At 63.7% G+C, this 15,893-nt stretch carries 14 protein-coding genes; 7 read left to right on the plus strand and 7 right to left on the minus strand.

The features are described from left to right. The first annotated feature begins 3 nt into the window (after positions 1-3). Positions 4-1,512 carry an exopolyphosphatase gene (ppx, locus tag RS897_RS30285; RefSeq protein ID WP_315832365.1) on the plus strand — a complete coding sequence of 503 codons (1,509 nt, stop codon included), beginning with the start codon at positions 4-6 and terminating at the stop codon, positions 1,510-1,512. Between the two features lie 47 nt (positions 1,513-1,559). Next, positions 1,560-2,021, plus strand: coding sequence for a cupin domain-containing protein (locus RS897_RS30290; RefSeq protein WP_315832366.1), 462 nt, complete (start codon positions 1,560-1,562; stop codon positions 2,019-2,021). Positions 2,022-2,060: 39 nt separating this feature from the next. Here the strand turns inward: RS897_RS30290 and rnd are convergent, their stop codons facing one another. Continuing rightward, the gene (rnd, locus tag RS897_RS30295) at positions 2,061-3,209 is read right to left on the minus strand and encodes a ribonuclease D (RefSeq protein WP_315832367.1); all 1,149 of its coding nucleotides are present in this window, start codon (positions 3,207-3,209) and stop codon (positions 2,061-2,063) included. A gap of 209 nt (positions 3,210-3,418) precedes the next feature. On the opposite strand from rnd, the gene aspS reads away from it, so the two are divergent. From aspS to RS897_RS30310, 3 genes are all read left to right on the plus strand, one after another. Continuing rightward, on the plus strand, positions 3,419-5,191 hold the full coding sequence (aspS, locus tag RS897_RS30300; RefSeq protein ID WP_315832368.1) for an aspartate--tRNA ligase: 1,773 nt from the start codon (positions 3,419-3,421) through the stop codon (positions 5,189-5,191). Between the two features lie 163 nt (positions 5,192-5,354). Then, entirely contained in the window at positions 5,355-7,664 is a 2,310-nt protein-coding gene (locus RS897_RS30305; RefSeq protein ID WP_315832369.1) for an NADP-dependent malic enzyme, read from the plus strand. An 87-nt stretch (positions 7,665-7,751) separates the two neighbouring features. Next, on the plus strand, positions 7,752-8,201 hold the full coding sequence (locus RS897_RS30310) for a DoxX family protein (protein ID WP_315832370.1): 450 nt from the start codon (positions 7,752-7,754) through the stop codon (positions 8,199-8,201). Between the two features lie 31 nt (positions 8,202-8,232). Here RS897_RS30310 and RS897_RS30315 read toward each other — a convergent pair whose 3' ends face one another. Both RS897_RS30315 and RS897_RS30320 read right to left on the minus strand, forming a co-directional pair. Then, entirely contained in the window at positions 8,233-8,793 is a 561-nt protein-coding gene (locus RS897_RS30315) for a dihydrofolate reductase family protein (RefSeq protein ID WP_315838794.1), read from the minus strand. A 41-nt stretch (positions 8,794-8,834) separates the two neighbouring features. Beyond that, complete coding sequence (locus RS897_RS30320; RefSeq protein WP_315832371.1) at positions 8,835-9,779, minus strand: polysaccharide deacetylase family protein; 945 nt, start codon at positions 9,777-9,779, stop codon at positions 8,835-8,837. Between the two features lie 198 nt (positions 9,780-9,977). On the opposite strand from RS897_RS30320, the gene RS897_RS30325 reads away from it, so the two are divergent. Beyond that, positions 9,978-10,619, plus strand: coding sequence for a DapH/DapD/GlmU-related protein (locus RS897_RS30325; RefSeq protein WP_315832372.1), 642 nt, complete (start codon positions 9,978-9,980; stop codon positions 10,617-10,619). Between the two features lie 28 nt (positions 10,620-10,647). Here the strand turns inward: RS897_RS30325 and RS897_RS30330 are convergent, their stop codons facing one another. From RS897_RS30330 to RS897_RS30340, 3 genes are all read right to left on the minus strand, one after another. Beyond that, positions 10,648-11,235, minus strand: a complete 588-nt coding sequence (locus RS897_RS30330; RefSeq protein WP_315832373.1) for a glutathione peroxidase — start codon at positions 11,233-11,235, stop codon at positions 10,648-10,650. Between the two features lie 70 nt (positions 11,236-11,305). Beyond that, entirely contained in the window at positions 11,306-12,943 is a 1,638-nt protein-coding gene (locus RS897_RS30335) for a hypothetical protein (RefSeq protein WP_315832374.1), read from the minus strand. Between the two features lie 92 nt (positions 12,944-13,035). Continuing rightward, entirely contained in the window at positions 13,036-14,571 is a 1,536-nt protein-coding gene (locus tag RS897_RS30340; RefSeq protein ID WP_315832375.1) for a L,D-transpeptidase, read from the minus strand. Between the two features lie 363 nt (positions 14,572-14,934). On the opposite strand from RS897_RS30340, the gene RS897_RS30345 reads away from it, so the two are divergent. Beyond that, positions 14,935-15,411, plus strand: coding sequence for a CreA family protein (locus RS897_RS30345; RefSeq protein ID WP_315838795.1), 477 nt, complete (start codon positions 14,935-14,937; stop codon positions 15,409-15,411). Between the two features lie 63 nt (positions 15,412-15,474). On the opposite strand, the gene RS897_RS30350 is transcribed toward RS897_RS30345, so the two are convergent. Beyond that, positions 15,475-15,744 carry a hypothetical protein gene (locus tag RS897_RS30350; protein ID WP_315832376.1) on the minus strand — a complete coding sequence of 90 codons (270 nt, stop codon included), beginning with the start codon at positions 15,742-15,744 and terminating at the stop codon, positions 15,475-15,477. Positions 15,745-15,893 lie beyond the last annotated feature (149 nt).

Below are 15,893 nucleotides of genomic sequence, written 5' to 3' on the forward strand. Positions count from 1 at the left end.
CCGGTGGCAGGCTCGCGCGCACGCAAGTCCGCAGCGAGCGTTGCCGTCATCGACATCGGTTCGAACTCGGTTCGTCTCGTTGTTTATGAAGGCATGACGCGCAGCCTTTCGCCGATCTTCAACGAAAAGACGCTGTGCGGTCTCGGCCGCGAAGTGCAGACCACCGGACTGTTGGCATCCGACGCGGTGGAGAAGGCGCTGGCGTCACTGCGCCGCTTTCGCGCGCTGTGCAAGGTGATGAAGGTCGGGCGGGTCTATGCGATCGCCACCGCGGCGTGTCGTGATGCGAGCAATGGCCCTGAGTTCATCGCCAAGGCCGAACGCCTCTGCGGCGCGCAGATCGAAATCCTGTCCGGCCCGCGCGAAGCGCGGCTGTCGGCGCTCGGTGTCATCTCCGGTGTCTACAAGCCCGACGGCATTGTCGGCGATCTCGGCGGCGGCTCGCTGGAATTGATCGACGTGCGCGGCAGCCGCGTCGGCAGCGGATTGACGCTGCCGCTCGGCGGCCTGGCGCTGCAGGACACCTCGCAGAAATCGCTGAAGCGCGCCGAACGCATCGTCAAGGCCGAACTCACCGGGGTGACGCAATTGACCGCCGGCCGTGGCCGCACGTTTTACGCGGTCGGAGGCACGTGGCGGGCGCTGGCGCGAATCCACATCATCCAGAGCGGCTATCCGCTGCGCATCATGCACGGCTACAGCATCTCGGCCGTGGAAGCGCTCGATTTCGTGGCGCGATTGCGACGTCTCGCCGCCGCCGACATGCTGGCGGATATCGAGACCGTGGCAGATGCACGCCGCCCGCTGCTGACCTATGCGGCGCTGGTTCTCGAATACATCCTGCGCATCGCCAAGCCCAGGACCATCGTGTTCTCCACCTACGGCGTGCGCGAGGGATTGCTGTATGAGAAGCTGTCCGCGGAACAGCGCAGCCAGGACGGGCTGATCACGACGGCACGGACCCTGAACCAGTTGCGATCACGGTCGCCGCGCCATGCCGAGGATCTGATCGGCTGGAGCGATCGCCTGATCAAGGTTGCCAAGGTACGGGAGACCGAGGAAGAGCGCCGGCTGCGGCATGCCGCGTGCCTGTTGTCCGACATCGGCTGGCGCGCGCATCCCGATCATCGCGGCGAGCAGACCATGAGCCTGATCACCAACGGACATTTCGGTGCGATCAGCCACCAAGGGCGCATATTTCTCGCGCTGGCGATCTACTATCGTTACGCCGGGCTCAACGTGGAAAACGAAGCGCCGGAAGCGGTCCGCGCGCTGGTGACCCCGCACATGCTGGAGCGGGCGCGGGTGCTGGGAGCGATCTTTCGCGTGGCGTATCTCGTCTCGGCGGCACAGCCGGGCCTGCTGCCGGCGACGCATTTCCGCAGCCAGGGCCGCAAGCTGCAGCTGATCTTCGAGCCCAAGGCGGCCGATCTCGTCGCCGACCGGGTCAACAACCGCTTCAAGCAATTGGCGCGGCTGATCGGGCGCTCGGGATCGATCGTCCGGAAATAGGACGCCGCTTCGCATACGTTCGATCGCTGATCGCCGGGAGGATGACCATGCCCAAGATCGACCTCGCCGCCGTGCCGAAACGCCAGGGATCGGGGTACCCGCCGCCATTCGACGCCGCTTGTACTGAGCGCGTGCGGCAGCGGCTGGGCAATGCGGGCGGGTTGACCGATGTCGGGATCAATCTCATGCACCTGCCGCCGGGCAACTGGTCGAGCCAGCGCCATTGGCATTCGGAGGAAGACGAATTCGTCTACGTGATCGAAGGCGAAGTGACGCTGATCGAAGACGACGGGGAGACGGTGCTGCGCGCCGGCGACTGTGCGGCCTTTCCGAAAAACTCCGGCAACGGCCATCACATGATCAACAAATCGGACGCGATGGCGATTTATCTTGAGGTCGGCACGCGCTCGCCCATCGACATGATCACCTGCTCCGACATCGACATGATGAGCTCCAGCACTGACGGCCGGTTCGTGCACAAAGATGGCGCGCCCTATAGCGAGGGCTGAAGTCTTCCCGGCGTTTTCGGTTGTGATCCGGTGGCCGGATCAGTCCCGATTGATCGGGACCACGCGGCCCTTGTTGATCGCAAGCGCAAGCCGGCCGTGTTTCAGCCCGAGCGCGTCATTGCCGAACAGCTCCCGCCGCCAGCCGTGCAGGGCCGCCACCTCTGCCGCGTCATCGCCGGCGATCTGCTCGAGATCGTCCACCGTCGCGATCACCTTGGAAGCGACGCCGTGGCGTTCCGAGGTCATCCGCAACAGCACCTTCAGCAGCTCGACGATGGCCGAGGTGTTGGCGTTGCCGCGAGGCTTGTCCAGTTTGGGCAGGGTGTGCGGATCGCGTGCCAGCCCGCGCTGAACCGCGGCCAGGATGTCCTGTCCCCATTTCGAGCGCTCGAAGCCTTTCGGCAGCGAGCGCAGGTTCGCCAGCCGCTCCAGCGTGGTCGGCGCGTGGGTGACGATGTCACCGATGGCATCGTCCTTCAGCACGCGCGAGCGCGGCACGTCGCGGCTTTGCGCTTCCTGCTCGCGCCAGGCCGCGACTTCCATCAGCACGGCGAGTTCTTTCGGCTTGCGCACCCGGGTCTTCAGCCGCTCCCAGGCCCGCTCGGGATGGAAGTCGTAGGTGTTCGGCGAGGTCAGGATTTCCATTTCCTCGCTGACCCAGTCGTTGCGGTCGCGCTTTTTCAGGTCGGCGTCGAGGGCGGCAAACACATCGCGCAAATGGGTGACGTCGGAGACGGCGTAGTGCAACTGCTCGTCGGTCAACGGCCGGCGCGACCAGTCGGTGAAGCGGTGGGTCTTGTCCGGCCGGTGGCCGGTGATGCGCTCGACCAGGGCGTCGTAGGCGATGCTGTCGCCATAGCCCAGCACCATGGCGGCGACCTGGGTATCGAACACCGGGTGGGGAACGATACCGGCCCGGTGCCAGATGATTTCGATGTCCTGGCGGGCGGCGTGGAAGACCTTCAGGACCTTTTCATTGCCCATCAGGGCAAAAAACGACGCGAGGTCGATGCCCTCCGCCAGGGTGTCGATAACGACCGCCTCATCCGGGCTCGCCATCTGGACCACGCAGAGCAGCGGATAATAGGTCGTTTCACGCAAAAATTCGGTGTCGACGGTGATGACGGGGTGGTCGGCGAGGCGAGCACAGGCGGCTTCAAGGTCGGCAGTTGTGGTAATCAGCTTCATGAAGATGCTGCATAACCGTTCTTTTGGCGCTTGTCGCCCCGATTTGTGAGGATGACAGTGTTGTTTTTTCGAGCCTTTTCGCGTTTGCGAGAGCAAGATAACCCGCTCAAAACGCGCTGCATTTGGTTGCCGCGCGGGTCCGGCTCGGGTAAACCCGGTCGCTCAAAACCCAGCAGATTCACCATTTCGGCGGCTTAATCAGGATTTCCATGCATCGCTATCGGTCCCACACCTGCGGCGCGCTCCGCGCCAGCCACATCGGCGAGACGGTTCGGCTCTCGGGCTGGTGCCACGTCATTCGCGACCATGGCGGCCTGCTGTTCATCGATCTGCGGGATCATTATGGCCTGACCCAGTGTGTCGTCGACCCCGATTCGGCGGCCTTCAAACTGGCCGAGACGCTGCGCTCGGAGTGGGTGGTCCGGATCGACGGCAATGTTCGCAAGCGCCCGGAGGGGACCGTCAACGCCGAATTGCCGACCGGCGAGGTCGAGATCTTCATCAGCGAGATCGAGGTGCTGGGACCAGCCGGCACGCTACCGCTGCCTGTGGCGGGCGATCAGGAGTATCCCGAGGACATCCGGCTGAAGTACCGGTTCCTGGACCTGCGCCGGGAGCGGCTGCACCAGAACATCATGACCCGCGGCGGCATCATCGATTCGATGCGGCGGCGGATGAAGGAGACCGGCTTCTTTGAATTCCAGACCCCGATCCTGACGGCGTCGTCGCCGGAAGGGGCGCGGGACTTCCTGGTGCCGAGCCGTATCCACGCGGGCAAGTTCTATGCGCTGCCGCAGGCGCCGCAGCAGTACAAGCAGCTCTTGATGATGTCGGGCTTCGACCGCTACTTCCAGATCGCGCCGTGCTTCCGCGACGAAGACCCGCGCGCCGATCGTCTGCCCGGTGAATTCTATCAGCTCGACGTGGAAATGAGCTTCGTCACCCAGGACGACGTCTTCGCGGCCATGGAGCCTGTGATCACAGGTGTGTTCGAGGACTTCGCCAAGGGCAAGCCGGTGACCAAAAACTGGCCACGCATCCCGTTTGCCGAAGCACTGCGCAAGTATGGCTCCGACAAGCCCGATCTGCGCAACCCGCTGGTGATGCAGAACGTCTCCGAGCAGTTCAAGGACTCGGGCTTCAAGGTGTTCGCGCGCATGCTCGAGGACACCAAGAACGAGGTCTGGGCCATCCCGGCGCCGGGCGGTGGTTCGCGTGCGTTCTGTGACCGGATGAATTCCTGGGCCCAGGGCGAAGGCCAGCCGGGCCTCGGCTACATCATGTGGCGCGAGGGCGGCGAGGGTGCGGGTCCGCTCGCCAACAACATCGGCGCCGAGCGTACCGCTGCGATTCGCGCCGCGCTCGACCTGAAGGAGGGCGATGCTGCGTTCTTTGTCGCCGGCGATCCAGAGAAATTCTGGAAGTTCGCGGGGCTTGCGCGCAACAAGCTCGGCGAAGAGCTCAATCTGACCGACAAGGACCGGTTTGAGCTGGCCTGGATCGTCGACTTCCCGATGTACGAGTACAACGAAGACGAGAAGAAGATCGATTTCTCGCACAATCCATTCTCGATGCCGCAGGGCGGCCTGGAAGCGCTGGAAACGCAGGATCCGCTGACCATCAAGGCGTTCCAGTACGACATCGCCTGCAACGGGTATGAGATCGCGTCGGGCGGTATCCGCAACCATCGCCCCAATGCGATGGTGAAGGCGTTCGAGATCGCGGGCTATGGCGAGAAGGACGTCGTTGAACGGTTCGGCGGCATGTACCGGGCCTTCCAGTACGGCGCGCCGCCCCATGGTGGCATGGCAGCCGGTGTCGATCGCATTGTCATGCTGCTGTGCGGGACGAACAACCTGCGCGAGATCTCACTCTTCCCGATGAATCAGCGTGCTGAAGATCTGTTGATGGGGGCGCCGTCGGACGTCACGCCGAAGCAGTTGCGCGAGTTGCATATTCGGCTCAATCTGACGGACACTTGAGTCAATTGGGGTGGATCTCGGGGCTAGTGTGAACCGGGTGTTTAAGAGCGTGGGTGCGGGCCGCAGGCCCGCATTTGCAACTGAATTGCCGAATGGCAATCACATGAATTTGGCTTTGGCTTTGGTTTGACAAGGCCTTGGGTGGAAGCGTCGGAGAACATGTATGGCGTCGTCTATTTCTGAAGATCTTCGTGCAGCCGCGCTTGCCTACCACCGCCTTCCACGCCCCGGTAAGCTGGAGATCCAGCCGATCAAGCCGCTGGCCAACCAGCGCGACCTGGCGCTGGCCTATTCACCCGGCGTGGCCGCGGCCTGTGAAGTCATTGCCCAGGATCCAGGCGAAGCGGCGACCCTGACCAGCCGCGCCAACCTGGTGGCGGTCGTGTCCAACGGCACCGCGGTGCTTGGGCTTGGCAACATCGGTCCGCTGGCGTCGAAGCCGGTGATGGAGGGCAAGGCGGTCCTGTTCAAGAAATTCGCCAACATCGATGTGTTCGACATCGAGATCGCGGCGAACACGGTCGAGCGCGTGGTGGAAACCGTCGCCGCGCTGGAGCCGACCTTCGGCGGCATCAATCTGGAAGACATCCGCGCGCCCGAGTGCTTCGAGATCGAGGCCCAGCTCAAGGAGCGCATGAAGATCCCGGTGTTCCATGACGACCAGCATGGCACCGCCATCATCGTCTGCGCGGCCGTGCGCAATGCGCTGGTGCTGAACGGCAAGAAGCTGGAGGATGTGAAGATCGTCACGTCCGGGGCGGGGGCTGCTGCGCTCGCGTGCCTCAATCTGCTGGTGTGGATGGGCGCCAAGCGCCAGAACATCTGGGTCAACGACATCGACGGCCTGGTTCATGAAGGCCGCAACGAGAACATGGACCGATGGAAATCGATCTATGCCCAGAAGACCGACAAGCGGAAGCTCGCCGATGTGATCGGCGGCGCCGATATCTTTCTCGGACTGTCTGCTCCCAATGTGCTGACCAAGGAGATGGTGGCGCAGATGGCGGACAAGCCGCTGGTGCTGGCGCTCGCCAATCCGACCCCGGAGATCATGCCCGAGGACGCCCGCTCGGTGCGGCCGGACGCGATGATCTGCACCGGACGCTCGGACTTCCCCAACCAGGTCAACAACGTTCTGTGTTTCCCGTTCATCTTCCGCGGCGCGCTGGATGTCGGCGCCACCGCCATCAACGAAGAGATGAAACGCGCGGCGGTGGATGCCATCGCCCAGCTCGCCCGCGAGGCGCCCTCGGATGTGGTGGCGCGCTCGGAGGGCAGTGACACCCAGGGCTTCGGTCCGGGCTCGCTGATCCCCAGCCCGTTCGACCCGCGGCTGATCCTGCGGATCGCGCCAGCGGTGGCCAAGGCTGCGATGGAGTCCGGCGTCGCGACCCGCCCGATCCTGGATTTCGACGAGTACATCAGCAATCTCGAACGCTTCACCTTCCGCTCCGGCCTGATCATGAAGCCGGTGTTCGCCAAGGCGAAGACCCAGCCGGTGCGTGTGATCTATGCCGAAGGCGAGGACGAGCGCGTGCTGCGCGCGACCCAGGCGGTGCTGGAGGAGAAGCTTGCGCTGCCGATCCTGGTAGGGCGGCCGTCGGTGGTCGCGGCGCGCATCGAGCGTTTCGGCCTGTCGATCCGCGCCGGCCAGGACTTCCACCTGGTCAATCCGGAAGACGATCCGCGTTATCGCTCCTATGTGCAGAGCTACATCGACATCGCCGGCCGCAACGGCATCACGCCGGATGCGGCGCGCACGCTGGTGCGCACCAACAACACGGTGATCGCGGCGCTGGCGGTGATGCGTGGCGAGGCCGACGCGATGATCTGCGGCGTCGAAGGCCGCTATATGAGCCATCTGCGGCATGTGCGGCAGATCGTTGGCTTCTGTCCGGGCGCCGATGATTTCTCCGCGCTGGCGCTGCTGATCACCAGCAAGGGACCGTATTTCATCGCCGACACCCAGGTTCGCGCTGATCCGACGGCGCCGGAGCTGGCCGAGATGGCGGCGCAGGCCGCGCTGCACGTGCAGCGCTTCGGGCTGAAGCCGAAGATCGCCTTCCTGTCGCACTCGGACTTCGGCAGCCACGACAGCACCTCGTCGCAGAAGATGCGCGAGGCCGCGCGGCTCTTGGCCGACAAGCATCCGGAGATCGAGTCGGACGGTGAGATGCAGGGTGACTCGGCGCTGTCGCAGATGACCCGGCAAAGCGTGCTGCCGCATTCGCGGCTGGAGGGCGTGGCCAACGTGCTGATCATGCCCAACCTGGATTCGGCCAATATCGCCTACCAGATGATCAAGATGCTGGCGGACGCGTTGCCGGTCGGACCGATCCTGATTGGCCCGTCGCGGCCGGCGCACATTCTCACGCCGTCGGTGACGGCGCGGGGCGTGCTGAACATGACGGCGGTCGCCGTGGTGGAGGCCCAGGAGAAGGCGAGCCGGCAGCAGCCAAACCTGTTCGCCTAATCGTGTTTTCGAGCGACGTGGATAGGGAGTTCGCGCGTTAGATTTCAAGTCGTCCTTGTATTGTCATAGCAGTCCAGTGGGGCCAGCATGCTTGTCGTCGGTCGTATTCTTTTCGCGGTGTTGTTCGTGGTTTCCGGAGTCCGCAAGCTGATGGACATCCCGGGGGTTGCCCAAGGTATCACCGACAAGGTTGCGATTCCCGCGATGCTTTCGGCCTACACGGGTCAGCTGGAAACCGCGCTCGGCATGCCGATTGGACAACAACTCGCGATTGCTGCGGGAGCCATCGAGATCATCTGCGGCTTGATGATCGCCCTGAATTTCGGTTCGCGGTTCTTCGCCATTGTGCTGGCGCTGTTTGTCGCGGTAGTGACGTTCTACTATCACAATTTCTGGGACATGAGCGGCGCGGATTTTCTCAACAACATGACCCAGGCGCTGAAGAACCTGTCCTTGATCGGCGCGCTGCTGATCATCGCCGGCTATCCGAAGCCGTTCCAGGCGGAAGCCGCGGCGGCCTACGACGATCGCCACTGACGGGCTGCGCGCTACTATTTGTGTGATGCCGTCAGTCTGAAGCGCCGGGCCTGCGCCATGCGGTGACGGTGACCTGCTGCTGCGCGTCCAGCGTCCGCTGTTCAGCTGCATGCAGCCCCGAGGCTTGCAGGATGGCCTCGGGCGAACGCTCCGGCACGCCGGGAAACGCGCCCACGCCGCCGGGCAGGTGGACGCGCGGGGCCTGCGACAGCCAGAACGTGTCGTAGCGTCCCAGGAACATCGCAAACACGCGAGGGCCGCCGATGATGGCGGCTATACCCTTGTCAACGCCGGCCGCGTCGCAGGCGTTTTCGAACGATGCTCCGGCTGGATTCCACAGCGTGGCTTTCGGATTGTCGGGGGCGGGCGCGATCGATGCGATCGATCGGGTCAGGATGAGCCGGGTCCGGTGCGGCGAGTTCGGCTGATCCTCGAATGAATCGCGTCCGTGCACGACCAGGTCGACACGGTCGAGGGCGGAACTGAAGAAACGAAGATCGCCCTCGAACTTCAAGGTATTCGGCATCACGTGAGCCGCATTGGCCAGCATGCCGTCGGCGGAAACGATGACATAACCCTCGATACGCAACATCGTCATCACGACAACCCGGCAATCAACGCGATAAGAATAATCTATTCAGAAATGGTCTGCACCACGCTCGAGACCGGCTTGCTACTCATGGTCGGAAGCTTGGTGTCCTTTTGCAGGGCTTCGTCGTAGCTCGCGATGGTGTGTACGGGGGCCTTGGCTTTGATCTGCACCACCTTGTAGCCGCCGGCTTTCAGTTTGCGCAGCAGCGCCGGCAGCGCTTCGGCCGTATGCTTCTGGAAATCGTGCATCAGGATGATGCCTTTGCCCAGCTTGTCGATCTTGGTCATGACGGTGGTGATGATCTTGTCCGGCGTCGCTCCTCGCCTGAAATCGAAGGAGTCGACGTCACACGACCAGATGCCGATATTGCGCTCGCCGAGATAGCTCACCATTGCCGGTGGATGCTGCAAGGCCGGAAAACGGAAAAACGGCGAGGGCGGTGCGCCAAGCGCCCAGCGCACGGCGCTGAAACCCTTTTCAATTTCCTCCTTGGCGGCATCGTCGGTCATGCCTTTGCGGGTCAGCACGGCGTGCGACCATGTGTGTGCGCCGACGGTGTGCCCCTGCGCCGCCACCTGCTTGAGGATTTCAGGATGGTAGGTGGCGTGCTTGCCGATCGGGAAGAACAGCCCCTTGGTGCATTCGTCAGCCAGCGCCTTGAGCACGGCAGGTGTATTCACCGGCCACGGACCGTCGTCGAAGGTCAACACCACTTCCTTGTCGCGCAGGAAGTCGAGCTGCTTGAAATGCTCGAAGCCGAAACCGGGGCCGCCGGTCGTATCGATCTGGACCACGCGCGCCACGCCCAATGCATCCGGATTGCCGCAGCTGGTTTTGTCCGCGGCGGGGGGAGGGGCGGCAGGAGCTGGAGCGGGGGCCGCTTGCGGCGCTGAGGTCGGTGGACGAGCCGGCGTTTGCGACCAAGCCGCCGTGAAAGCCAACACTGACACAGCACTCGCGAACATCAGGCCTGTCGTAATCCGCATCGAACTCCCCGCCGGTTGTAGAGCAAGATTTTCTGGACGCTTTTGTCGCGGCCGCGTTGCCGCAGGCCATATCCTAGTGTAGGCGCGGCTGAGTCGCCACGGCCCGGCTGTGGACGTACGGCGCGGCGTCACACGTTTGCAATGATGATTGTGCTAGCCGCGTGAATTCGGCCGGATCGGCCCGAAGGGAAGAGTTCCATGCAGCAGCCAGTTCCAGCGCGCCCCAAGATTGCCGAGACCGTGATCGATCCCAGTGTGCGGTTGCGTGAAGCCAATATCGGCCGCTGCTGCGAGATTCTCCGCGACAGTGTCGTCGAATACACCGAGTTCGGCGACTTCTCGTATCTGGGCGAGGACTGCACCGTGGCCAATGCACGGATCGGCCGCTTTTGCGCCATCGCTGCACGGGTGCGTATCGGCGCGCCCAATCATCCGATCGATCGTCCGTCGCTGCATCGCTTCACTTATTGTCCGGAGTATTATTCCGCCACCGCAAGCCGGGATCAGACGTTCTTTCAGAACCGGCGGGACGACCGTGTGACCATCGGCCACGATGTCTGGATCGGGCATGCGGTGATTGTGCTGCCGGGCGTGACCGTCGGCGACGGCGCAGTGCTGGCGGCGGGGGCCGTGGTCTCGCGCGACGTCGAACCTTATACGGTGGTGGGCGGCGTGCCGGCGCGGCCGATCAAGGAGCGTTTCAATCGCGAGATCGCGGCCAAGCTGGCGCGGATCGCCTGGTGGGACTGGCCGTTCGAGACCATCCTGCAGCGCCTGCCGGAATTTCAGTCCGGCGATATCGAGGCATTTTGTGCCCGCTGGGAGTCCGTTGAAGTTTAGGCCGGACGCTTTTCTGAATGCGTTGGCATCATGACGCGGCGAGGGCGCGGCCGATAGCGGTCTTGACGCGGGTGTCGGTGGGCTCGATGGCGGTGGCGAACACGTCGGCGACGTGGCCATCACGGCCCACCAGGTACTTGTGAAAATTCCAGGCCGGCAAGTCTTTCGGCCGCTCCGTTGCCGCCCAGCGGTAGAACGGATGAGCGCCGGCGCCGCGCACGATCGCTTTCGCCGTGATGGGAAACGTCACGCTATATTGCTGATGGGCGGTGCGGTCGATGTCGGCAACGTCACCGGGCTCCTGGCTGCCGAAATCGTTCGAGGGCACACCGATCACCATCAGGCCCTGGTTTTGAAACTCGGTCCATAACTGCTGCAGGCCGGTATATTGCGGCGTGTAGCCGCACAGCGACGCGGTGTTGACCACCAGGATCGGGCGGCCGGCGTAGTCGGCGAGCCGGATGTCGTTGCCATTCAGCGCCGGGAACGAAAAGCCGTAAGCGGTGATGCGGCTCATGCCGGCGGGCGAGGCCGTCTGTGCGAGGGCCGGATGGACAACGGCAGGCGCAACCGCCCCCGCGAGAGTGAGCATCAGAACCTGTCTGCGATCGACCATGGTGACCCTCGCGCGCCGGATAATGTCGGACACTAACCGATCGCCGGTCCGGAAGAGGATCAAGTCCCCGTTACGAGCGCGGTGGACTGGCGCACCACGGTGGCGGCAGCAGCGGAAGGTAGTCCGCAGTCCAGACGCAGATCTCGACCTTGCCGCTTTGCTTGAGCAGATAATGCACCGGTTCCGCATTGGCGAGGACGACATGCAGGAGCGCGAGGCTTGCGCCGATCGGATAGGCCCAGCGCCGCAGGCCGAGGTCCGTCATCCGGTCGAGCAGCACGGCGCCGGCCAGGATGATCAGGGGATCGGTGAAGATGAAATACTCGGTTTTCAGGTTGCGCCGGATGCCGATCGCATCGATGCCGAGCGCGATCAGCAGCAATATCGCAGCCTGGATCGTGGCCTGACGCTCGCCGCGCCGCCACGCGACAACAAGGCCGGGAATGATCAGCCAGGTCAGGAATATGGTCGGACGGGCCGAGGAATGCAGCACGAAGGTCCACCGCGCCAGCGCCAGCCGCACGCCATCCAGCAAGAGCCATAGCGCACCGGTCAGGCCGCCGTCGGCTGCGCGCGCGGTGGCGGGATCGGCGTAGGTCATGGCCTTTTCCAGCGGATTGAAGACGGCGATGACATTGTTGATGTTGTAGGACAGCTTCAGCGCGAGCAGCGCCAGCGCTGCGCCGGCGAACGCCGCGCAGATCGCGGCAAGCGTTTCCGCCGGGCTGATGCGCCAGACCGTGGCGAAGGCAATCATGCCGGCAACGATCCAGAGCAGCAGCAGGGCTTGATACGTTCCGGGTCGTCCGAACAGAGCGGTGAGGCCCGCGGCCTGAACGGCCGTGGGATCGAGACCGGCGGCGATGATCGGCCAGGCCGCGGAGATCGATGCCACTGCCGCAACAGCGAAGGCGAGAGCGAGTCCCCATCCGCCGCTCCGCCGCCAGAACTCCGTGCTGGCGCTGTCGGGGCCGCCAAACGGCAGCAGGGCAACGGGAAGCGCCGCGATCAGCAGGACGGCGTTGACCTTGTTCTCCAGCCCGAGCACGCAGAGCGCGCCGGCCATCGCCAGCCACAGCGGCCGCCACTGGCTGGCACGGCGGCCGACCACGATCAGCAGCAGCAGCGCGATCACCAGACAGCCGGCCGAGATCATCTCGCTGCGCAGGATACGGACGTGAACAGCGATGCCGCCGGAGAAAGCAAATGCGAAGGTGGCGAGCATCGCCACACGCCAGTCCCGGACGATGCGGCGCATCAGCGCTGCAAAGATCAGCAAGCAGCCGGTTGCCGTCAGCCAGGCCACCAGGCGGCCGGCGCGAACCGCATGGGTCATTGCGGCCTCGAATGCGGCCGGATCGTTGGCGGAAGGAATGGCGGAGAGGGTGTACGCATCGAGCAGGCCGAGCGCATGCAAGAGCTGGAAGGCGGCCTTGACCGACAGGATGGTGAGATAGGCAGGGTGGTCGAAGAAGTGCTGCGGCTTGCCGTCGTTGAGCAGGAACGCGTTGTAGACCACCATGAAGTCCATGTCGGCATTGCGCCAATAGATGGCGAAATAGCCGAGGGCAAAAAACGACAACGTCAGGCCGGCGATAATCGCCACCAGCGCGCCGCGCGGGCCGAGCCAGGTCAGCCGGTCCAGCGCGTCAAAACGCACTGGCGCGGACGTGGCGGATAGCGGGATGCGGGCTGGGTTTTCATCCATGCGAGCATCTTCCTACCCCAGCAGGGCGGACGAGGCGACCCGGGCGGTCCGGCCTTTTCGTGTCGATCGGTGTCTGAGCGGAACCCGCGGCCTCAGCGCAGCGGCACGATGAAGTCGGTGCCGAGCCCGGTTTCACCCCCGAGCCCCTGATCCGAGACAATGATCGATGCACCCGGCGCGAGCACCGAGGCGATCTTGGTCATGACGTCATCGGGGATGGTCAGGCGATCCAGTGCTTCGCTGGCGGTCGGTGGCAATGGTGCCGCCACCGCCTCGACCGGGGCCGGTCGTTTGCGGCGGGTGCCGAGATCCTCAGCGAGGGCGTCGGTCTTCCTGGACAGGCTCGGCGGCGAGACGACGGACCAGCGGAAGCTGCCGGCCTCGCTGCCGTCGGCGCGAGCGGTGAAGACATGGGTGCCGAGCGGACGGTCGCTCTGCGCAATCGTCACCGGCACGTCGAACAGCGGCTCGAAATTCTGCCGCACATAGAGGCGGCCTTCCTTGCGGCTGATGAAAACGGCGAGGTGTCCGGTGCGCTTCGGTGCCGGGGCGGCCTGTGCCTCGACTTTCGCTGCATCCTTCGCACTGTCCTTGGCTGGATCTTTGGCGACATCGGCCGGACGGCTTTGATCCTTGCCAGCCTCGGTGGGGGCGGCGGCATCTTTCGCGAGCGGTCCTGCCGGTGTGTCGGAGGGGGGCGCTGCCGGTTGGGCTGGGGATGTGCCGGCCTCCGGCTTGGTGTCCGCGGTCACCGCGATCGCCGCCGCGCCACGGGCGTCGGCGAGGCGAACGCGGTCCGACACGTCGCCCGGCGCGACCTGGTCGTCGTGCTTGGGCGTCAACCGCAATTCCATCCGCGCGAGCTCGGCCGCTGGCGCCTCCGTCGCATCCGCCTTGTCGGCTTTTCCAGCCGCGACATCGACGGGCTTGTCCACCGTGACCGCCGCAGCCACAGGCGCCGGGATCCGCGTCGCCAGCAGGTGATGGGAAATGTCTTCCGGCGTTATCTCGCTGGGCGCAATGATCACGCGGGCGCCGAGCTTGCCCCAGCTCCACAGCTTGGTGGCGAACGACATCGGCATCCGGATGCAGCCATGGGAGGCCGGATAGCCCGGCAGCACACCGGCGTGCAGTGCGACACCGGACCAGGTGATGCGCTGCATGTAGGGCATCGGCGCATCGCTATAGAGATTGGAGCGATGCCATTTGCTCTTCTGGATGATACTGAACACGCCCATCGGCGTGGAATGGCCTTTCATCCCGGTCGAGACCGGGGTTTCCGCGAACAGGCCGTTGGAATCGTAGATCTTGAGACGCTGGTCGGCGATCGAGATGGTGATGACCAGGGGTCCCTTGGGTTTCACCAGATCCTTCGGGACTTCGGCCAGCTTGGGATAGCTCGGCTTGTGCCGTTTGCGCGGAGCCACGGGCGGCTGCGCATAATAGTCGTCGTACCGGTCGTAGCTCTGGCTGGGCCAGTAGAGCGGATAGGCCGCGGCCGGCATGACTGAACCGAGCAGGCCGGTCGCCAATACGGCGGCCGTAATCGCGATGATTTTCGAATGGGTCCGCGACGAAAGGGCTGATAACGCCGTCCCGGTCAAAAACTGAATCGAATGACTACTCACGCTTGCTTCCCAGTGTACTCGGTACTCGATGATGAGTGTCGCAGGTCGTGCGGAAGTTCATCCACACGCTGCGCATCCGGACAAGTTATCTGAAAGGATTAACCAAAATCTCCTGACGCCGGCTTAACACCGCATCTATTGCTGAGCCATCTGTCATCTCTTGGTTTCCTTTGATCCTTCGTTGTTCCCTGTGCCTTTCCTTGGCCACGGGATGATCCTACATGGGCGTCGTCGGACCTCATTTGGAAATGGGGCTCTTAGGAGTGAATGCCAATGACACTTTGCCGCAATCTTGACCAAAAGCGCCCGGTGTCCAGGCCGGGGCGGCGGAGTGCGTGGCTGGCGCTTGCTGGCCTTGCTCTGATGCTGGTGTCCGCGCCCGCACAGGCCGCCGATGAGCCGGATCTGATCTTCCGCCGCTCGACCGTGTTCAAATGGCTGACCCCCAACGACAAGCTGGCGACCTATGGCGTCGACGATCCTGAGGTCGAGGGAGTGGCCTGCCATTTCACCGTGCCGGAAAAGGGCGGGGTCAAGGGCTGGCTTGGGTTAGCTGAAGAAGTGTCAGATATTTCATTGGCTTGCCGGCAGATCGGCCCAATCCGCTTCAAGTCCAAGCAGAAGCAGGGCGACGATATGTTCCGTCAACGCCGCTCGCTGTTTTTCAAAAAGATGCAGATCGTGCGCGGCTGCGATGCCAAGCGCAACGTGCTGGTGTATATGGTTTATTCGGATCGCATCATCGAAGGATCGCCCAAAAACTCGACCTCGTCGGTCCCGGTCATGCCATGGGGTGGCAGCGATACCATTCAGAAGTGCTCTGACTTCATCGCGGATTAGTTAGCTCGCGCATTGCGCGAGGATCGTCGCACAATGATTTGATGGTATTTTAGTATTCCGAATTCATGCCGCGTCGGAGGTCCGTCGGACCCGGCGCCATGAGGCCGGTGGCGTCACCGGATTATAGGTTCCGGTCAATCGGATTAGCATCTGCGGCATGGAGTCGTTGCCGGGCAGCGAGGCCGGCTGGGACATCATGCCCTGCGGCACCGGATCGGCGGGGACGACGGCTGGCTCTGTCACGGTGGCGAGCTTCAGAACGGACGGCCGCTGTTCGGATGCGACCTTGCGATCCGACGGCACACGTTTGCTGGTCTGGAATTGGGACGACACGGGTAACCTCCCTGGACGAGGCGCTGGAATAACGCCCAAGCGTTACGAAAGTTGCATGAGATGGCGCGGCCCCGGGATTTTCTGAGGCTCTTGTCGAGGGCGGTTAACGGAACCGATCTAGCCGACTGTCGCGACACGTTAACGACACA

It is taken from the genome of Bradyrhizobium prioriisuperbiae (assembly GCF_032397745.1).
GTDB classification, from domain to species: domain Bacteria; phylum Pseudomonadota; class Alphaproteobacteria; order Rhizobiales; family Xanthobacteraceae; genus Bradyrhizobium_A; species Bradyrhizobium_A prioriisuperbiae.